Consider the following 18,479-nt stretch of genomic DNA (forward strand, 5'->3'; position numbering starts at 1 on the left):
TCGCGGGCGCCGCCGGCACGGCCGGCGGCGGGCGCGGGTTCACCCGACGGGTGACATCTCCTCGCGGGCCGTCCCGGCGGGCAGCGCTCCCGCGCGGGCCACCCCGCCCAGCCAGCGGGCGCTCGGCTTGACCGTGCGCGCGAACGTCTCGCGGTCCACCGCGACCAGCCCGAAGGTCGGCCGGTAGGAGCCCCACTCGTAGTTGTCGAGCAACGACCAGTGCAGGTATCCGCGGACGTCGATCCCGTCGGCGATGGCGCCGTGCAGACCGGCCAGGGCGCCGCGCGTGTACTCGACGCGCTCGGCGTCGTCCGCCGTCGCGACGCCGTTCTCCGTCACGAGGATCGGGACCCCCGGCAGCCGCGCCGCCGTGTACCGTACGGCGTTGCCCAGCGCCTGCGGGTAGAACTCCCACCCCGTGAGGGTACGGCGGGCGCCCTCCGGCACCGGCAGCGCTCCCTCCGGCCCGATCCGCACGCGCGTGTACGCCTGCACGCCGATGAAGTCGTCGCCCGCCGCGACGTCCAGGAACCGGTCCTCACGCGGCCACGCCCACGCGTCGCGCTCCGCCTCGGCGCCGCCGTCCGCCTCGAAGTTCTGGTTGGCGACCGTCCAGCCTGACTTCAGGCCGGCCGCGCCCAGTTCCTCGCGGGCCGCGCGGTGCGCGGCGGCCAGGGCGTCCGCCACCGCCGGGTCGGGAGCGGGCAGCGCGCCGGCGGCGTTCTCCGCGCGCTCCTCGCGCCCGTCGCCCTCCCCGTTCCCTCCCTGGTTCATGATGCTGGCCACCATCGCGAGCATGTTGGGCTCGTTGATGGTGCAGACCCACTCGACGCCGTCCAGAATCGGCAGCACCGCGCGCACGTATCGGCGGAACCGCGCGACCGCCTCGCCGGACAGCCACCCGCCGGCGAGCTGGAACCAGAACGGGCTGGTGAAGTGGTGCAGCGTCACCACCGGGGTGAGGCCGCGCTCCAGGCATCCCTCGATCACGCGGCGGTAGTGCGCCAGCGCCGCCAGGGAGATCTGGCCCTCCACGGGTTCCACCCGCGCCCACTCGACGCTGAAGCGGTAGGCCGTCAGGCCCAGCCCCCGCACGATGTCGAGGTCCTCGTGCCAGCGGTGGTAGCTGTCGCAGGCGTCTCCGCTGCGCTCCCGCATGACGCTGCCGGGGCGGTTCTCCAGCGCCCACAGGTCGCTGGCGACGTTGTTCCCCTCGATCTGGTGCGCGCTGCCCGCCGCTCCCCACAGGAAACCCTCCGGGAACGAGAGCTCCATACCGCCTCCCCTTGTCCACCTCGACGCACAGATCACCGCGAGGACTGACAGAAAACCTACCACCTGGTTACTTTTTCTGGGGTGCGATACGGGCACACGATGCCCGAGACAGACGACAGGCACCGGACGACAGGCACCGGACGACAGACACCGGACGAGAGACATCGGCGACGACGGGCGGCCGGTACGCCGGCCGGCGGCCTACAGCCCCTCGGGCAGCGGAGTTTCCCCGGACGGCGGGGACAGCAGCGTGACGCGGGCGCAGGTGCCCCCGTCCGGCTCACCGGTCAGGCGCACGTCACCGCCGTGCATGGCGATGACCCGCCTGACGATGGACAGGCCCACTCCGATCCCGCCGATCGCGTGCTCCTCGGCCTCGGGCGTGCGGTAGAAGTCGTCGAAGACCCGCCCGGTCTCGGTCGTGCCGATGCCGATCCCGGTGTCACGGATCTCCACCGCCGGGACCGGGTCGCCGCTGACGACCACGTCGACGCGGCCGCCGGCGGGGGTGAACTTGATCGCGTTGTCGAGCAGGTGCACCAGCGCGTGCCGCAACCGGCTCGCGTCGGCCCAGGCCACCACCGGCCGCGGCGCGTCCAGGATCAGGGTGTGCCGCTTGGGCTCGGCCTTGGTCTCGGCCTCGGCCACCACCGTGGAGGTCAGGGCCGACAGGTCGATCGCGCCCGGAGCGAAGGCGGCGGTCTGCGCGCTGAGGCTGGCCAGCAGCAGCAGCTCGTCCAGCCTCTCCAGCAACCGGTCGCTGTTGCGCTCGATCACATCCAGGAACCGTTGCTCGGTGCCCGGGTCCAGCTCGGTCTCGTCGTCCTGGATGAGCTGCAGATAGGAGCGGATGGAAGTCAGCGGGGTGCGCAGCTCGTGGTTGACGCTGCGCAGGAACAGCTGCTTGAGGTCCTCCACCTGCTCCCGCTGCGCGGCGATCTGCTTGCTCCGGCGGTCGTGATGGTGACACTCCACCACGGCGACCGTGCAGGTGGCGAGCGCGATCAGGGCGCCGCGCCGCTCGGGGCTCAGCCGGCGCGGCCGGCGGTCCATCACGCACACCGTGCCCAGGATGTGCCCGCCGCTGCCGATCAGCGGCGCGCCCGCGTAGAAGCGCACCCGCGGCTCACCGGCCACCAGAGGATCCTCGTGGAAGCGCGGATCCGCGAGCGCGTCGGGGACCTCCATCAGTTCCCGGCCGCAGATCGTGTACGGGCAGAACGCCACCTGACGGTCCATGGTCTCCGCGCCCAGCCCGACGCGGCCCTTGAGATGCTGGATGTCCTCCCCGACCAGGTTGACCAGCGCGATCGGGGTGTGGCAGATGCGCGTGGCCAGCTCGGCGACGGCCGTCAGGATCGACTCCAGGGGAGCCTCGACGACCTCCAGCTCCACCAGCTCCCGCAGCCGCTCGGATTCATCGGCCGGGATCGGGAACGGGTCCGCTCCACCGGCGGAGACGGTCGCGGCGGAGACGGTCGCGGCGGAGACGGTCGCGGCGAGCCCTTGGTCCTCACCGGCGAGACGGTGCGGCGGCCGCCGCACCGTGCTCACCCGCGAAGCCCTGCAGGAGGGGGCGGCGTGGAGATCTCCCGACCGCCCGTGACCGTCAGCGCGCTGGACATGGCCTTCTCACCTCCAGCTTCCCTGTCGATGTCGGCTCCGGAAACGCCCTGGGTAAGACAGACCTACCCGGTCAGGCCGCACAAGTACGAGCCGCGACGTCAAAAAACCGTCGTTTTTTGACGATCATCGGGAGGGAGGCCGCGGAAACCGCGGTTCTTCCGGAAAATCATCGAGCAACCGTGAAAATGTCCCACCGTGAGAATCGTTCAGTGAAAGGACGGCAGCCGTGACGTCTTCCGCGGGGCCGTTCAGCGAACCGTCGACCGCCCGCCCGGCCGCGCCCGGCGGGATCCGCGTCGGTTACGCCCGAGTCTCCGCCGAAACCCGGAGCCTGCTGCCCCAGATCGACGCCCTGCTGGCGGCCGGGTGCCAGAGCGTGTTCATCGACACCCCCTCGGAAGACGGCGCGCGGCAGCCCGAACGCCAGGCCTGCCACGCCGCCCTGCAGGCGGGCGCCACGCTGGTGGTGCCCTCCCTGGACCGCTACAGCGACTCCCTGCACGAACTGATCAGCGTGATCGGCGAGCTGGACGAGCGCGGAGTCGGCTTCATCTCACTGCGGGAGAACATCGACACCACCGCCCCGGGCGGGCGCCAGGTCATCCGGGCTTTCGCGGCGCTCGCCGCGTTCCCCCGCAAGCCGCTCACCGGCAACCATCGCGGCCGTCCCACCGTCATCACCCCCGAGCTCCTCCGGGTGGCCCGGGAGCTGCTGGCCGATCCCGGGAACTCGGTGGCCTCGGTCGCCAGGCTGCTCGGGGTGAGCACGGGGACGCTCTACAACCACATCCCCGACCTGCGTGAGCTGCGTGCCGCCCGCACCACCCGCGCCCCGGCCCCGTGAGGTGCGTGCCGGCCGTACCCGCCCGCACCCCGGCCCCGGCGGACCGGAACGGCCGGTGAGGGACGCCGCCCCGCCGGAGGGCGGCCCACCGGCCGGACGTCACGGATTCGGCCGGACGCCGCGGATTCCCGGCGGCGTGAGAGCCGCGGGGCCGTCAGCCGTCCTCACCGGCGAAGTGGAGGGCGCGGCGGCGCATCCGCTCCGCCTCCAGCAGATGGAACCGGTCGTCACAGCCCAGCGGGGACTCTCCGCGGAGCGCGGCCCGCCTCGCGAGCGCGGTGTGGCAGGAGGCCAGGCGCTCGTGGGCTTCGGCAGTGATCACGCAGGCCGTCTCCGCGCGGAGGAGCATGCTCTCCAGCTGCGCGGTCGCCTCCTTCTGGAGGCGCGCGGCCCTCTCCAGGACAGGGTGCGGAGCCACCGGCGGGGGCGCCGGAGGCAGCGGGGGCGCCGCGGGAGCGGCGGCGGAACGGCGGCGCTCCGCGTTCCGTACGCGGCGCACGTGCTGGTTCCCGAAACGGCGGATCGGAAGATGCCGCCGACGCGCGCGCGGGGTGACGGGTTCGACGCCCCGCCCCGGCTTCTCGGCCGTGCCGGGAGGTTCCCGGCCGGTGAGCTTCCTCAGGGCGTCGAGCGTCTCCGTCACGGACTCGGACGCGGTGACCACCAGTTCGCCTCCGGCGAGGCGAAGCCGCCGGTGGACCCGGGCCAGCATGTAAGCGCCCGTGACATCGCAGAAGTTCAGCTCACCGGCGTTGATCATGATGTACCGGGCCCCGCGCGCGATGATGGAGTCCAGGATCGACTCCAGGAGCTCGCAGTTCGAGGCGTCCATCTCACCCGTCACGACCAGTGAGGCGGTGTCGTCACTGCAGTGGGCGATACGCACCGATACGTTCACGGAGCCCTCCTACCCGTCCCCTGTGCTTTTCATCCCGCCGGCCGCACCCGATCGTGGGTGATCGCCCCGCTCCGCCTCACCCCGGCCGGTCCTGGTCATCGGGGGTGTAGGCGAGATTGGGGCGCAGCCAGCGCTCGACGCCGGCCGGGGTGAGCCCCCGCCGGAGGGCGTAGTCCTCGATCTGGTCCCTGCCGAGGCGCCCCACCGTGAAATAGCGCGACGCCGGATGGGCGAAGAGCAGTCCGCTGACGCTGGCGGCGGGGGTCATCGCGAAGGACTCGGTCAGGGCCATGCCGAGGCGCTCCGCGCCGAGCAGGTCGAACAGGTCCCGCTTCTGGCTGTGGTCCGGACTGGCCGGGTAGCCGAACGCCGGGCGGATGCCGCGGAAACGCTCGGCGTGCAGGTCCTCCAGCGAGGGATCGGCGTCGGGTTCGTACCACTCGCGCCGCGCCCGGAGATGGATGTACTCGGCGAACGCCTCGGCGAGGCGGTCGGCCAGGGCCTTCACCATGATGGACCGGTAGTCGTCGTTGCGGGCCGCGAAGGCGGCGGCGAGCTCCTCGGCCCCGTGGACCGCCACGGCGAACCCGCCGAGGTGGTCCCCGTCCGGGGCCACGTAGTCGGCCAGGCAGCGGTTGGCCCGCCCCTCGGGCTTGGCCGTCTGCTGACGCAGCATCGGCAGGCGGAGGGGGCCCGCCGCACCCGTACCGGCCGGGGCGTCACCCGCCGTGCCCGCCAGGACATCGCCCGCCGTACCGGCCGGGACATCGCCCGCCGTACCGGCCGGGACATCGCCCGCCCTCCCGGTCTCCGCCGGGACCTCCGCCGGGATCTCCACCAGGATGTCGTCGCCGTCGGAGCGGGCGGGCCAGAAGCCGTAGGCGCCGCGGGCCCGGAGGGAGCCGTCGGCGATGATCTGGTCGAGCAGCGCGTTCGCCTCGTCGTAGAGCTCGCGGGCCACCGGCTGGTCGAGGATCGCCGGGTACTTGCCCTTCAGCTCCCAGGCGAGGAAGAAGAACTGCCAGTCGATCATCTCGCGGACGGCGGTCAGGTCCGGCTCCACGACGCGGACCCCGGTGAAGGCGGGGACCGGCAGGTCGTCGAAGGAGACCCGCTCGCGGTTCGCGCGGGCCTGCGCGAGGGTCAGCAGGGGGCTCCGCTCCCTGGCCGCGTGCTGCTCGCGCAGCCGCTCCTGGTCGGCGCGGTTGCTCTCGGCCAGTTCCGCGGCCCGGTCGTCGTCCAGCAGATCCGAGACCACTCCGACGACGCGGGAGGCGTCGAGCACGTGGACCACGGCGCCGTCGTAGGCGGGGGCGACGCGCACCGCGGTGTGCTGGCGCGAGGTCGTGGCGCCGCCGATCAGCAGGGGCAGCTTCAGCCCCCGGCGCCGCATCTCCCCGGCCACGGAGACCATCTCGTCCAGCGACGGGGTGATCAGCCCGGAGAGGCCGACCACGTCGGCGCCCTCGGCGACCGCGGTGTCGAGGATGACGTCGGCGGGGACCATGACGCCGAGGTCGATGACCTCGTAGTTGTTGCAGCCCAGCACGACGCCCACGATGTTCTTGCCGATGTCGTGCACGTCGCCCTTGACGGTGGCGAGCACCACCTTCCCGTTGCCCCGGACGACCTCGGCCCGTCCCTCCAGCCGCGCCCGCTCCTTCTCGGCCTCCATGAAGGGTTCGAGGTAGGCCACCGCCCGCTTCATCACCCGCGCGCTCTTGACCACCTGCGGCAGGAACATCTTCCCCGCGCCGAACAGGTCGCCCACGACCTTCATGCCGTCCATGAGCGGTCCCTCGATCACGTCGAGGGGACGCGCCGCCCGCTGCCGGGCCTCCTCGGTGTCGGTCTCGACGAAGTCGACGACGCCGTGCACGAGCGCGTGCGCCAGCCGCTCCTCCACCGGGGCCTCGCGCCAGGACAGGTCCACGGTGCGGCGGGTGCCGGACCCGCTGACCGTCCCGGCGAAGGCGACCAGCCGGTCGGTGGCGTCGGGGCGCCGGTCGAAGATGACGTCCTCGACGAGTTCGAGCAGGTCGGCGGGGATGTCCTGGTAGACGGCGAGCTGGCCCGCGTTGACGATCCCCATGTCCAGCCCGGCGCGCACGGCGTGGAAGAGGAACGCCGAGTGCATCGCCTCGCGCACGACGTCGTTGCCGCGGAAGGAGAACGACAGGTTGGAGATGCCGCCGCTGGTCCGCGCCCCGGGGCAGCGCTCCTTGATGCGCGGCAGCGCGTCGATGAACGCCTTGGCGTAGCCGTCGTGCTCGGCGATGCCGGTGGCGACGGCGAGGACGTTGGGGTCGAAGACGATGTCCTCGGCGGGGAACCCGGCCTCCCGGGTGAGCAGGTCGTAGGCGCGGGCGCAGATCTCCACCTTGCGCTCGGCGGTGTCGGCCTGCCCCTTCTCGTCGAAGGCCATGACGACCACGCCGGCGCCGTACGCCCGGATGCGCCGGGCCTGCTCCAGGAACGGGCCCTCGCCCTCCTTGAGGCTGATGGAGTTGACGACGCCCTTGCCCTGCACGCACTTGAGCCCGGCCTCCAGCACGCTCCAGCGCGAGCTGTCGATCATGATCGGGATGCGGGCGATCTCCGGCTCGGTCGCGATCAGGTTCAGGAAGGTGGTCATGGCCCGCTCGCTGTCGAGCAGGTCGGCGTCCATGTTGACGTCGAGCAGGTTGGCCCCGCCGCGCACCTGCTCCAGCGCGACGTCCGCGGCGGCCTGGTAGTCGTCCGCCTCGATCAGGCGGCGGAACCGCGCCGAGCCCGTGACGTTGGTGCGCTCGCCGATCATGACGAATCCGGTGTCGGGGCCGATCTCGAACGGCTCCAGGCCGCTGAGGCGGGTGCGCGCCGGCACCGCCGGGACCGGGCGCGGCGGCAGGCCGGACACGGCGGCGGCGATCCGCTCGATGTGCGCGGGCGTCGTCCCGCAGCAGCCGCCGACGATGTTGACCATTCCGGAGGAGGCGAACTCGCCGAGCAGCTCCGCGGTCTCCTCCGCCGTCTGGTCGTAGCCGCCGAAGGCGTTCGGCAGCCCGGCGTTGGGGTGGGAGGCCGTGTAGGCGCCGGCCAGGCGCGACAGCTCGGCGACGTACGGGCGCATCTCCCGCGCCCCCAGCGAGCAGTTCACGCCCACGACCAGCGGGTCGGCGTGCTCGATCGCCCGCCAGAACGCCTCGACGGTCTGCCCCGACAGGGTGCGCCCGCTCAGGTCGACGACCGTCAGCGAGATCCACAGCGGCAGGTCCGGAGCGACCTCGCGCGCGGCGGCGACGGCGGCCTTCGCGTTGAGCGTGTCGAAGATCGTCTCGATCAGCAGCAGGTCGACGCCGCCCTCGGCCAGCGCCTGGATCTGCTCGGCGTAGGAGTCGCGGACCTCGTCGAACGACACCGTGCGGTGGGAGGGGTCGTCCACCTTCGGCGACAACGAGAGCGTGACGTTCAGCGGGCCGACCGAACCGGCGACGAACCGGCCGCCCGCCTCGTCGGCGGCCTGGCGCGCGAGCTGCGCCCCCCGCAGGTTCATCTCCCGCACCAGCGGCTGCAGCCCGTAGTCCGCCTGGCCGATGCTCGTGGCGGTGAACGTGTTGGTCGTGGTGATGTCCGCGCCGGCCGCCAGGTAGCGCCGGTGGACGTCCAGGATGACGTCCGGGCGCGTCAGGTTCAGCAGGTCGGGGTCGCCGGTCACGTCGTACGGATGATCCGTCAGCAGCTCGCCGCGGTAGTCGGCCGGGGTGAACCCGGAGCCCTGCAGCATCACGCCCCAGGAGCCGTCGAGCACGGCGATCCGCCGGTCCAGGAGCTCCTTCAGGGCCCGCGCGCCGCGGCCGGAAGACGAATTCACTCAGGTCACCTCCGTTGTCCGGAGGCGCCCTTGCGAAACATGCGCCAGGCCGAGCGTGGCGGGTCTCAAGCCCGTTGCAGCGCCTCTCGGCCTGGGATTCGACGATACCAAGGAACCGGCCCGGGCCACCGGCCCCAGTCCGAGTTTTCCTATACACCCGAATTGTCCACACATTCCGGCCGTTTTCGCGATATTTACGGGGTCCAGCCGTTACGCAGCGCGCGGATAACAGCGATCATCAACAGAGAACAGGACATTCCCATCGATCAGGGAGAAAGCATGACGACCTACGGATTGCTCCTCTTCGAGGGTGTGGAGGAGCTGGACTTCGTCGGGCCGTGGGAGGTGTTCACCGTCTCGTCGGTGCTGCGCGGCGGCGCCGACACGTCGGTCCTCATCGCCGAGCGGGACGAGCCCGTACGGTGCAACAAGGGCATGCGGGTCCTTCCCGACCACACCGTGGACGACCACCCGCCGCTGGACGTCCTGCTGGTCCCGGGCGGCAGCGGCACCCGGCGCGAGGTGTCCAATCCCGCGCTGGTCGGCTGGATCACGAAGACCGCCGCCGCCACCGCCTGGGTCACCGGCGTGTGCACCGGCGCGCTGCTCCTGCACGAGGCGGGTCCGGCGCGCGGCCGCCGGGTGGCCACCCACCACGCCTTCCAGGAGGCCCTGCAGGCCCGGGGCGACATCACCGTGGTCCGCGACGCCCGGTACGTCGTCGACGGCAACCTGGTCACCAGCCAGGGGGTGTCCGCCGGGATCGACATGGCCCTGTGGCTGGTCGGCCGGCTCCACGGGCGCGACCACGCCCGCGCGGTGCGCCGCGCCATCCAGTACGAGCCCGCGCCGCCCTACCTCGCCGACGAGCCCCTCCCCGGCTGATCACGGTCCCGCGCCGGTCGCGTCACCGGCACCATCACACCGGGCCGGGACCGCACGGGCGGAGCGCCGCGGGCTCGCCGGAACCGCGGCCTACCCCCGGGCGGTGATCTGCTGGACGGCCCAGCCGTTGCCGTCCGGGTCGCCGAAGAAGACGAACCCCTGGTTGTTGAGGTCGTCCCCCTCTTCGGCCGGGCGGAAGCCCGCCGGACCGGCGATCTGGATCTCGCCGACCTCCACTCCCCGCTCGATGAGCTGGGCGCGCGCCGCCCGGAGGTCGGAGACCACCAGCTGCAGCCCCTGCAGGGAGCCGGGCTTCATCTCCGAGAGCCCCTTCCCGATCACGACCGAGCAGCCCGACCCCGGCGGGGTCAGCTGGACGATGCGCGTGTCCTCGCTGATTTCGGTGTCGTGGTCCACCGCGAAGCCGAGCCGGCCGGCGTAGAAGGCCTTGGCCCGGTCCACGTCCGTGACGGGGACCACGACCACTTCCAGCGTCCAGTTCATGCGCGCCTCCCCTGACAACCTTTTAGTTATATAACCTATTGGTTTTCTATATGCCCGCAGCGGGAGCCGTCAAGCACGGCGGAGGCGCCGGAGACCCGGCCCGGACGGGCTCAGCCCGCGGTACGGCCGTGCCGGTCCCGGGCCTTCAGCCGGACCGTGGGCATCTCGGGGGCCGGGAGCGGCGCCGCCGAGCAGTCGGCCACCGTGCCGAAACGCCGTCCCGCCGCCCAGTCGTCACGGGCCTGGACGATCTCCTCGTGGGAGCGGCCCACGAAGTTCCACCACATCACCAGGGGCTCGTCGAACGGCTCGCCGCCCAGCAGGAACAGCCTGGCCTCACCTGCGACCTCGACGAGCACCTCTGACCGGCCGCGGCCGAGGTAGAGCAGCGAGCCCGGCGCCAGGGGCGTGCCCGCGACGTCCGCCGCGCCGGACATGACCAGCACGGCGTTCTCGAAGCCGGGGTCGAGCGGCAGCTCCCGCCGCCCGGGACCGGTGAACAGCACCTCGGCGCCGAGGAGCGGGGTGTGGACGCGCGCGGGTGAGCGCATCGGCCCGAACTCCCCCACCACGACGGTGACGGTCATCTCGCCGTCGCGCAGCACCGGCATGGCCGCGTGGTGCTCGAAGCGGGCCTCGCCGTGGCGGGCCTCCTCCGGGAGCGCCACCCACAGCTGCAGCCCGTGCATGCCCGGCGGGTGGTCCTCCGGCGATTGCTCGGAGTGGGCGATGCCGTGTCCCGAGGTCATCAGGTTGAGCTGCCCGGGAACGATCGCCTGGTCGCTGCCGAGGCTGTCGCGGTGCACGATCTCGCCCTCGACCAGCCAGGTGACGGTCTGCAGGCCGGTGTGCGGGTGCGGCGGCACCTGCATGCCGGGCCGCCCGCTCACGTCGTCCGGGCCGAAGTGGTCCACGAAGCACCAGGCGCCGACCATCCGCCGCCGCCGGTGCGGCAGCAGCCTGCGCACCGTGGTGTAGCGGCCCAGCGGCACGTCGTGTCCCGGCAGGAGCACGCTCTCCGGCTCGGCCACGGTCGCCACCGCGCAGTCGTACACCGCCTGGCCGGGTTCCCGGTCGAGATCGCTCATGAGGCGACCCTACGCCGCCGGAGCGACCGGAGGCTCCCCGCCGCCGGGCCCGCCTCGGCCGATCAGCCGCAGTCGGTCAGCCACAGTCGGTCAGCCGCGGTCGGCTCCGCCGGGTGCGGGATCGGCGGGATCGGCGGGGGCGAGGGAGAAGCGCGCCCGCTGGTCGGCCGGGACCAGGTCGAGATAGCCGGGGTGACGCTCGATGTAGCCGCGGATGAACGGGCAGAACGGCAGCACCGACAGCCCTCCGGCCCGGGCGGCGTCCAGCGCGCCGCGGGCCAGGGCCGAGCCGAGTCCCCGGCCCTCGAAAGCCGGATCGATCTCCGTGTGGGTGAGCGAGAGCTTCGCGCCCTTCCGCCGGTACTCGGCGAAGCCGGCTTTCCGACCGTCCAGCAGGATCTCGAACCTGCCGGCCTCGGGGTTGTCCACGACCTTCGGCTCCGCCTGCTCCATGCCCGCCCCTCCTGGAGATCGTCGAATCTCCCCGCACAGTACCCGGGCGCGGACCGGTCGCCGCGACCGGCCCCGCCGAGCGCATGAGCCGCCCGGGCCCGGCTCCCCCCGGACGCGACCGGCACGACCGGCACGACCGGCACGACCGGCACGACCGGCGCGACGATCCGTCACGTGGCGGATTCCGGATCCGTCACGTGGCGGATCCGCCCGGGCCCCGTCCCCGCTCCCCGGATGGCGGCCCCGGGGTCCGGGGTCTCATACCCTGTGCGACATGCCCAGAAGCACACGGAACGGTTCATACGCACCATGACCATCAGATTGGTCATCGCGGATGACCAGGCCATGATCCGCGCCGGGCTCCGGCTGGTCGCCGAGACCGCTCCGGGCATCGAGGTCGTCGGAGAGGCCGCCGACGGGGTGGAGGCGCTCTCCGTGGTCCGCCGGCTCCGGCCGCACGTGCTTCTGCTGGACATCGCGATGCCCCGCATGGACGGACTGGACACCGCCCGGCACCTGCTCGGCGACCCCGACCCGCCGAAGATCGTGATGCTGACCACCTTCGGCACCGACGCCAACCTGCGCGCCTCGCTGCGCGCGGGGGTGAACGGCTTCCTCCTCAAGAGCTCCCCGCCCGAGCAGCTGGCCGAGGCGATCCGGGTGGCGGCGGCCGGTGACGCGCTCATCGACCCGGCGGTCACCATGCGGGTGATCGCCTCCTTCGCCGCGCAGCCCGAGCCGTCCGCCCCGCCCGAGCTGGCCACGCTCACCCAGCGGGAGCTGGACGTGCTGAACCTGCTGGCCCGGGGCCTGTCCAACCCGGAGATCGCGCGGCGGCTGGAGATCGGGGAGGCGACCATCAGGACCCACGTCGCCCGGGTGCTGCAGAAGCTCGGCCTGCGGGACCGCATCCAGGCCGTCGTCTTCGCCTACGAGGCCGGGATCGTCCAGGCCGGCCGGGAGCGGAAGGACCCGGCCCGGTGAGAGACGCGCGGGCAGCCTCGCCGGGGACTCCAGCGGAAGGACCCGTCGCGTCGAGCCTCGCACGCAGGACCCTGGGAGATCTGCGGGAACGGCTCGGCGGCTGGTGGCCGACCCGGCTCGACCTGCTGCTCTCCCTCGCGGTGGGGGTCGCCGGCCTGGTGGAGTCCTTCGGCCGCCAGGGCCCGGCCTCCGGCCAGGTGCAGCACCCGGTGGCGATGGCCGCCGGAGCGATCGCGGCCGGGGCGCTGCTGCTGTTCCGGCGCAGGTTCCCCGCGCTCATGCTCCTCGCGCTGATAGCGACCGGCGTGGCCGTGCGGACGGTGACGGGGGACGGCTACTACGCCGCCTGGCATTTCTACTCGACGCTCATCCTCGTCCACACCGTGGCCAGCGCCTCCGAGCTGCGCAGCCGCCGCGGCCTGGCGGGGCTCGGGTGCGTGCTGGCGGCGTACGCCTTCCTGCAGACGCTCCAGAGCAACGACCTCGCCGAGGTCATGATCAGCGCGATCTTCGTGGGCGTGGCCTACGGCAGCGGCATCCTCCTGCGCCGCCAGATCGACGAGACACTGCGGCTCGCCGAGCGCACCACCCGCCTGGAGGTGGAGCGCGAGGAGCGGGCCCGGCGCGCCGTGGAGGAGGAACGGGCCCGCATCGCCCGGGAGCTCCACGACGGCGTCACGCACAACGTGAGCGTCATGACCCTGCACGCGGGCGGGGTGCGGATGCTGCTCGGCGACGACCGCGAGCGCGAGCGCGACATGCTGATCGGGGTCGAGCGGGCCGGCCGCGACGCGATCGAGGAGCTCCAGCTCATGCTGGGGGTGCTCCGCGACTACGGCGGCTCCCGCCCCGAGGCCCACCGGCCCGGCCTGGATCGCCTGGACGAGTTGCTCGCCCAGGTCCGGGAGGCCGGCCTGGACGTCCGGCTCCGGACCGACGGAGAGCCGCGGCCCCTGCCCCCGGGTCTCGGCCTCTCGGCCTACCGCGTGATCCAGGAGGCGCTGACGAACGTGCGCAAACACGCGCGCGCCGCCCGGGCCGACGTCGTCATCGGGTACGGCCCGGCCGAGCTGGTCGTGGAGGTCGTCGACGACGGGGCGGCCCCCGTCCTGGACGCGGTCGCCCCTACGGCCGGCGGAGGTGGGCCCGCCGGCGGCGGGCACGGTCCCCGGCAGGCCGCGGGCGGGCACGGTCTGATCGGGATGCGCGAGCGGGTCACGATGCACGGGGGCGAGCTGTCCGCCGGTCCCGTGCCGGGCCGCGGCTACCGCGTGGCCGCCCGCTTCCCGCTCTCCGGCCCGTCGGGAACGTGCTGAACCCGCCCCGCGACGGTCCGCGCCTCCCCGATCCACTCGGCGTTGCCCATCCGCAGCATGCGCAGCCCGATCGCCCCGGCTCCGGCCAGGTAGAGCAGGCCGCCGACGACCGTGCCGATCGGGTACACCGGCGCGCCGAAGATGCCCAGGAGCATCGCGAAGGGGGCCCACCACAGCTCCCGCCGAGCGTAGGCCAGCACCAGCCCGAGCAGGAACAGGCCGAACAGCCCGGCGAAGCCCGGGATCTGGAAGCCGAACACGGCCCCGGGGTCGGCGAGCGCCTCGTCGCCGAGCGCCGCCCCCTCGACGGGCCGCATCGTGCTCTCCAGCTGAACGTAGAAGAAGTCGCCCAGCATGAGCGCGGAGAAGTTGACGACACCGAGCAGGGCGAGACCGCCCGCCAGATGCCCGAGCACGACGCCGCGGTGGTGGATCAGCTGGATCATTCCGATGATCCCGGGGATCAGCAGCACCCAGCTCCAGTGCAGGAGCGCGGCGCTGATCGAGACCTGCTCCGGGTGGAGCCCGTAGGTTCCGATGGTGTCACCGTCGGTGCCCTGCCGGATGGCCGGATCGACGAGCAGGCCCGCCGTGTAGAGGACAGGTGCGGCGATGAGGCAGAGCCCGGCGACCGTCCTGCGGATTCCGTGCGGGTCGGAGAGCAGTGACATGGAACCTTTCCTTTCGTCTGTCCCGTGCCCGGACGGGCGGGGACGCGTCAGGAAAGGTAGGCGTCACGACCGGCTCGCGTCGTCACCCCGGAGGGGCCCGTCCCTCCGTTGCGTGACCGACCGCCGCTCCGTCGCCCGGCGGAGCGACCCGGCCGTGGTCCCGCGCTCAGGCCAGCAGGTGGGGCGCGTGCTCCCGGACCGCCTCCAGCACCCGGCGCCTCGACGGGTTCACCATCGCCCGGCCGGCCACGGTCACGGTCGGCACGGTCTCGTTCCCGCCCGCGACCGAGCGGACGAACGCCGCCGCCTCGGGGTCCTTCCAGATGTTCACCGTGGTGTACTGGAGCTTCGTGAAGCGCAGGAGCGTGAGCAGCGTCATGCAGTACGGACATCCGTGACGCCAGTAGACGACCACGCCGTCCCGACCCTCGCTCATGATTTCCCCCTCCACGTGCATGTTTTTCGCAAATCGTAGATGAGGGCCCGGCCGGCGGCGAGGTTCGCGCCCCGGCCGGGATCCCGTGCGGGAGGGGGTCAGGCGAGCCAGGCGGCGGTGTCGGAGGGCAGCTCCTCCCCGTCCAGCGTGCCGCTGGCCAGCAGCACCGACTCGTGCGGCGGGAGCCGTACCGGATCGGCGCCCAGGTTCACCACGCAGGTCAGGCCGGACTCGCGGGTGAAGGCGAGCACGTCCGGACGCGACTCCAGCCAGGTGAGCGTGCCGTCGCCGAGCCGGTCGCGGCGCAGGCGCAGCGCGGCGCGGTAGAGGTTGAGCGTCGAGCCGAGGTCCGCGGTCTGGGCCTCGACGGTGAGCTTGCGCCAGTCCTCCGGCTGCGGCAGCCACGGCTCGCCCGCGCCGAAGCCGAACGGCGGCTCCTCCCCCGACCAGGGCAGCGGCACCCGGCAGCCGTCGCGGCCCGGCACGGTGTGGCCGGAGCGGGTCCACATCGGGTCCTCGCGCAGCTCGTCGGGGATGTCGTCCACCTCCGGCAGACCAAGCTCCTCGCCCTGGTAGACGTAGACGCTGCCGGGCAGGGCCATGGCCAGCAGCGCGGCGGCCCGGGCCCGGCGGTGGCCGAGCTCCAGGTCGGAGGGGACGCCGTCGCGGCGGTTGCCGTGGTCCCAGGAGGTCTCGGCCCTGCCGTACCGGGTCACCACCCGCGCGACGTCGTGGTTGGACAGCACCCAGGTGGGCGGGGCGCCGAGCGGGATGTGCGTGTCGAGGGTCTGCTCGATCGAGCGGCGCAGCGCGGCCGGCTCCCAGGGGCAGGCCAGGAAGTCGAAGTTGAAGGCGGTGTGCAGCTCGTCGGGGCGCAGGTAGCGGGCGAAGCGCTCCTGGTCGGGGAACCAGACCTCGCCGACGAGGATGCGCTCGTCGTACTCGTCGGCCAGGCGGCGCCAGCCCCGGTAGATCTCGTGCACTTCGTCGAGGTCGGTGTAGCCGTCGGGGTCGCCGCCGTCGAAGTCCTTGACCAGCACCGCGGCCGAGTCGATGCGGATGCCGTCCACGCCCCGGTCGAACCAGAAGCGCAGGACGTCGTGGAACTCCTGGTGCACCTCGGGGTTGGTCCAGTTGAAGTCGGGCTGCCCGGGGTCGAACAGGTGCAGGTACCACTGCCCGTCGGGCAGCTGCGTCCAGGCGGGACCGCCGAAGATGGACTTCCAGTCGCCCGGCTCGTCCCGGAACCAGAACCGCTCCCTGGCCGGCGACCCCGGCCCGGCGGCCAGCGCCTCCCGGAACCACGCGCTCGCGGTCGAACTGTGGTTGGGCACCACGTCGATGATCACCCTGATGCCCAGCGCGTGGGCCTCCTCGATGAACCGCTCGGCCTCGGTGAGCGTGCCGAAGACCGGCTCGATGTCCCGGTAGTCGGCCACATCGTACCCGCCGTCGGCCATCGGCGACGGGTACCACGGGTTGAGCCAGACGGCGTTCACCCCGAGATCCGCCAGGTACGGCAGGCGTGTGCGCAGCCCGGCCAGGTCCCCGACCCCGTCACCGTTTCCGTCGGCGAAGCTACGCAGGTAGACCTGGTAGATCGCGGCCCCCCGCCACCACGTTTCCGGCATGCTGAACACGACTCCTTGCTGTAGGTATGGGCTGATCTGCAGCGATCGGCTGGGAACGTCAGCCCTTGAGGCTGCCGGCGGTCAGGCCGGCCATGATGTGACGCTGGAAGAGGAAGAACACGATGATCGTCGGGATGCTCGCGATCACGAGCGAGGCGATGAGCACGTTCTGCGGCATCTGCGACGACAGACTCGCGATGCCGATGCTGACCGACATCTTCTCGCTGTCGGTCAGGACCAGCAGCGGCCAGACGAAGTCCCGCCACACGGCGACCACGGTGAGGATGGAGACCACGCCCAGGATCGGGCGGGAGACCGGGATCACGATCGACCACAGGATGCGGACGGGGCCCGCGCCGTCGATCTCGGCGGCCTCCAGCAGCTCGCGCGGGATCGAGTCGAAGAAGCGCTTGAGCAGGAAGATGTTGAAGCCGTTGGCCGCCGCGGGCAGCCAGATCGCCCAGGGCGTGTTGAGCAGGTCCCAGCCCAGCAGCGGCAGGTCCTTGACGGTCAGGTAGGCGGGCAGCATGATCACCATCGGCGGGATCATCAGCGTGGCCAGCATCAGCGCCAGGACGAGCTTGCCCAGGACCGGCCGGAGCTTGGACAGGGCGTAGGCGGCGGTGACGTCGATCGCCAGGGTGAACAGCCACGCCCCGCCGGCGTACAGGGCGGTGTTGCCCAGCAGCAGGCTCAGGTCCATCAGCTCCCACGCCTCGGCGTAGGCGTCGAGGGTGAACTGCGGCGGCAGGAACGTCGGCGGGATCTGCACGAGGTCCTCGGTGGTCTTCATCGCCCCGGTGACCATCCAGTACAGCGGGAAGACGAAGGCCGCGGTGAAGCTCACCACGACCGTGACCAGGACGGTCCAGTAGATCGCCCGGCCATGGCGGGAGTTGAGCTGGTGCGGGGAGACGACGGTGCGGAACTCCTGGTGGATCTTCCGGGGCGTCCGCCGGGCCCGCGCCGGACGGGTGGCCGCCGATGCGGGCGGTCCGCCCCCGCCGGGCTGCTTCGGCGACTCGGGGATGACGGTGAGGTTCGACATCAGCTCTTGTCCTCCCGCGAGACGCGCAGGTAGACGGCGGAGAAGACCATCAGAACGATCATCAGCATGACGCCGAGCGCGTTGCCGCCGTTGATGTTGCCGAAGTTGAAGGCGTACTGGTACATGAGGTAGACGACGCTGACCGTGGAGTTCTCCGGGCCGCCGCCGGTGAGCAGGAAGGGCTCGATGAAGACCTGCATGGTCGCCACGATCTGCAGCAGCAGCATGACCAGCAGGATCAGCTTGGTCTGCGGGATCGTGACGTGCCAGATCCGCTTGAAGACGCCCGCGCCGTCCAGCTCCGCGGCCTCGTACAGCTCACCGGGGATCGTCTGCAGCGCGGCGAGGTAGATGAGCGTGCCGGTGCCGAGGTTCATCCAGGTGGAGACGATGACCAGGGAGATGAGCGCGGTGTCGGTGGAGTTCAGCCAGTCCAGGCCGGGCAGCCGGAAGAAGCCGAGGATCTGGTTGAACAGCCCGTACTCCGGCTCGTAGAACCACTGGAACAGCAGCACTCCGACCGCCGGGGGCAGCATCACCGGCAGGTAGACGACGAACCTCAGGTAGGCCCGCGCGTGGCGCAGCTCGTTCAGGACGAGGGCGATGACGAACGGCACGCCGTACCCGAAGACCAGCGCGAGCACGGTGAACATCACCGTGTTCTTCCAGGCGGGGCCGAACGCCGCGTCCTCGAAGACCGTGGCGAAGTTCTCCAGCCCCACCCAGACGGGCGGGTCGACGAAGTTCGTCTGCTGGAAGCTGAGCACGACCTCCCAGATCATCGGGTACCAGGAGAAGAACGCGAAGCAGATCAGCGCTCCGCAGAGGAATCCGTAGGCGGTGACGTTCCGCCGCACCTCGCGGCGCCGCCTGGTCGGGGGACGTCCCCGTGAACCTCGCGGGTTCCGCGAGACGCGCATGCTGGTTGCAGTCATCCGTTTTCCGATCTCGACGTGACGCCGGGGGC

16 protein-coding genes and 1 riboswitch are annotated in these 18,479 nt (G+C 72.0%); of the genes, 4 read left to right on the forward strand and 12 right to left on the reverse strand.

The features are described from left to right. Nucleotides 1-39 precede the first annotated feature (39 nt). Both Plo01_RS20970 and Plo01_RS20975 read right to left on the reverse strand, forming a co-directional pair. Entirely contained in the window at nucleotides 40-1,275 is a 1,236-nt protein-coding gene (locus Plo01_RS20970) for a glycoside hydrolase family 1 protein (protein WP_203892358.1), read from the reverse strand. A 201-nt stretch (nucleotides 1,276-1,476) separates the two neighbouring features. Next, nucleotides 1,477-2,829 (reverse strand): GAF domain-containing sensor histidine kinase, encoded by a 1,353-nt coding sequence (locus Plo01_RS20975; RefSeq protein WP_203892359.1) that lies wholly within the window; start codon nucleotides 2,827-2,829, stop codon nucleotides 1,477-1,479. Between the two features lie 298 nt (nucleotides 2,830-3,127). Here Plo01_RS20975 and Plo01_RS20980 point away from each other — a divergent pair, with 298 nt between their 5' ends. Continuing rightward, nucleotides 3,128-3,745, forward strand: a complete 618-nt coding sequence (locus Plo01_RS20980) for a recombinase family protein (protein WP_203892360.1) — start codon at nucleotides 3,128-3,130, stop codon at nucleotides 3,743-3,745. A 154-nt stretch (nucleotides 3,746-3,899) separates the two neighbouring features. On the opposite strand, the gene Plo01_RS20985 is transcribed toward Plo01_RS20980, so the two are convergent. Together Plo01_RS20985 and metH are read right to left on the reverse strand one after the other, a co-directional pair. After that, the gene (locus tag Plo01_RS20985) at nucleotides 3,900-4,643 is read right to left on the reverse strand and encodes an STAS domain-containing protein (RefSeq protein WP_203892361.1); all 744 of its coding nucleotides are present in this window, start codon (nucleotides 4,641-4,643) and stop codon (nucleotides 3,900-3,902) included. 76 nt (nucleotides 4,644-4,719) lie between these two features. Beyond that, a complete protein-coding gene (gene metH, locus Plo01_RS20990) occupies nucleotides 4,720-8,496 on the reverse strand; it encodes a methionine synthase (protein ID WP_203892362.1) in 3,777 nt (1,258 codons plus the stop codon). A gap of 15 nt (nucleotides 8,497-8,511) precedes the next feature. Next, a riboswitch (S-adenosyl-L-homocysteine riboswitch) is annotated at nucleotides 8,512-8,590 on the reverse strand. A 185-nt stretch (nucleotides 8,591-8,775) separates the two neighbouring features. On the opposite strand from metH, the gene Plo01_RS20995 reads away from it, so the two are divergent. Then, entirely contained in the window at nucleotides 8,776-9,381 is a 606-nt protein-coding gene (locus Plo01_RS20995; protein ID WP_203892363.1) for a DJ-1/PfpI family protein, read from the forward strand. Between the two features lie 90 nt (nucleotides 9,382-9,471). On the opposite strand, the gene Plo01_RS21000 is transcribed toward Plo01_RS20995, so the two are convergent. From Plo01_RS21000 to Plo01_RS21010, 3 genes are all read right to left on the reverse strand, one after another. Beyond that, entirely contained in the window at nucleotides 9,472-9,885 is a 414-nt protein-coding gene (locus Plo01_RS21000; protein ID WP_203892364.1) for a VOC family protein, read from the reverse strand. A 110-nt stretch (nucleotides 9,886-9,995) separates the two neighbouring features. Next, nucleotides 9,996-10,973 carry a pirin family protein gene (locus tag Plo01_RS21005; protein ID WP_203892365.1) on the reverse strand — a complete coding sequence of 326 codons (978 nt, stop codon included), beginning with the start codon at nucleotides 10,971-10,973 and terminating at the stop codon, nucleotides 9,996-9,998. A 90-nt stretch (nucleotides 10,974-11,063) separates the two neighbouring features. Next, nucleotides 11,064-11,426 carry a GNAT family N-acetyltransferase gene (locus tag Plo01_RS21010; RefSeq protein ID WP_203892366.1) on the reverse strand — a complete coding sequence of 121 codons (363 nt, stop codon included), beginning with the start codon at nucleotides 11,424-11,426 and terminating at the stop codon, nucleotides 11,064-11,066. Nucleotides 11,427-11,735: 309 nt separating this feature from the next. On the opposite strand from Plo01_RS21010, the gene Plo01_RS21015 reads away from it, so the two are divergent. Then, complete coding sequence (locus Plo01_RS21015) at nucleotides 11,736-12,410, forward strand: response regulator (RefSeq protein WP_203892367.1); 675 nt, start codon at nucleotides 11,736-11,738, stop codon at nucleotides 12,408-12,410. Then, the gene (locus Plo01_RS21020) at nucleotides 12,407-13,726 is read left to right on the forward strand and encodes a sensor histidine kinase (RefSeq protein ID WP_203892368.1); all 1,320 of its coding nucleotides are present in this window, start codon (nucleotides 12,407-12,409) and stop codon (nucleotides 13,724-13,726) included. The genes Plo01_RS21015 and Plo01_RS21020 overlap by 4 nt, the downstream gene beginning before the upstream one ends. Here the strand turns inward: Plo01_RS21020 and Plo01_RS21025 are convergent. The 5 genes from Plo01_RS21025 to Plo01_RS21045 form a co-directional block, all read right to left on the reverse strand. Continuing rightward, complete coding sequence (locus Plo01_RS21025; protein WP_203892369.1) at nucleotides 13,675-14,397, reverse strand: hypothetical protein; 723 nt, start codon at nucleotides 14,395-14,397, stop codon at nucleotides 13,675-13,677. The two genes, Plo01_RS21020 and Plo01_RS21025, sit on opposite strands and share 52 nt — an antisense overlap. Before the next feature lie 166 nt (nucleotides 14,398-14,563). After that, complete coding sequence (locus Plo01_RS21030) at nucleotides 14,564-14,833, reverse strand: glutaredoxin domain-containing protein (RefSeq protein WP_203892370.1); 270 nt, start codon at nucleotides 14,831-14,833, stop codon at nucleotides 14,564-14,566. A 98-nt stretch (nucleotides 14,834-14,931) separates the two neighbouring features. Further along, nucleotides 14,932-16,464 carry a glycoside hydrolase family 13 protein gene (locus Plo01_RS21035; protein WP_203892371.1) on the reverse strand — a complete coding sequence of 511 codons (1,533 nt, stop codon included), beginning with the start codon at nucleotides 16,462-16,464 and terminating at the stop codon, nucleotides 14,932-14,934. A 58-nt stretch (nucleotides 16,465-16,522) separates the two neighbouring features. Next, a complete protein-coding gene (locus tag Plo01_RS21040; protein ID WP_203892372.1) occupies nucleotides 16,523-17,512 on the reverse strand; it encodes a carbohydrate ABC transporter permease in 990 nt (329 codons plus the stop codon). Beyond that, on the reverse strand, nucleotides 17,512-18,447 hold the full coding sequence (locus Plo01_RS21045) for a carbohydrate ABC transporter permease (protein WP_239316757.1): 936 nt from the start codon (nucleotides 18,445-18,447) through the stop codon (nucleotides 17,512-17,514). The genes Plo01_RS21040 and Plo01_RS21045 overlap by 1 nt, the downstream gene beginning before the upstream one ends. Nucleotides 18,448-18,479: the final 32 nt, after the last annotated feature.

Origin of the sequence: Planobispora longispora (genome assembly GCF_016863135.1) — a bacterium.
Classification (GTDB): domain Bacteria; phylum Actinomycetota; class Actinomycetes; order Streptosporangiales; family Streptosporangiaceae; genus Planobispora; species Planobispora longispora.

Excerpts from the sequence above, each read along its gene's own strand:
- Plo01_RS21010 (WP_203892366.1), bottom strand. The coding sequence starts at position 11,426 with ATGGAGCAGGCGGAGCCGAAGGTCGTGGACAACCCCGAGGCCGGCAGG.
- Plo01_RS21035 (WP_203892371.1), bottom strand. The coding sequence starts at position 16,464 with ATGCCGGAAACGTGGTGGCGGGGGGCCGCGATCTACCAGGTCTACCTG.
- Plo01_RS21045 (WP_239316757.1), bottom strand. The coding sequence starts at position 18,447 with ATGACTGCAACCAGCATGCGCGTCTCGCGGAACCCGCGAGGTTCACGG.
- Plo01_RS21015 (WP_203892367.1), top strand. The coding sequence starts at position 11,736 with ATGACCATCAGATTGGTCATCGCGGATGACCAGGCCATGATCCGCGCC.
- Plo01_RS21005 (WP_203892365.1), bottom strand. The coding sequence starts at position 10,973 with ATGAGCGATCTCGACCGGGAACCCGGCCAGGCGGTGTACGACTGCGCG.
- Plo01_RS21025 (WP_203892369.1), bottom strand. The coding sequence starts at position 14,397 with ATGTCACTGCTCTCCGACCCGCACGGAATCCGCAGGACGGTCGCCGGG.
- Plo01_RS20970 (WP_203892358.1), bottom strand. The coding sequence starts at position 1,275 with ATGGAGCTCTCGTTCCCGGAGGGTTTCCTGTGGGGAGCGGCGGGCAGC.
- Plo01_RS21000 (WP_203892364.1), bottom strand. The coding sequence starts at position 9,885 with ATGAACTGGACGCTGGAAGTGGTCGTGGTCCCCGTCACGGACGTGGAC.
- Plo01_RS21030 (WP_203892370.1), bottom strand. The coding sequence starts at position 14,833 with ATGAGCGAGGGTCGGGACGGCGTGGTCGTCTACTGGCGTCACGGATGT.
- Plo01_RS20995 (WP_203892363.1), top strand. The coding sequence starts at position 8,776 with ATGACGACCTACGGATTGCTCCTCTTCGAGGGTGTGGAGGAGCTGGAC.
- Plo01_RS21040 (WP_203892372.1), bottom strand. The coding sequence starts at position 17,512 with ATGTCGAACCTCACCGTCATCCCCGAGTCGCCGAAGCAGCCCGGCGGG.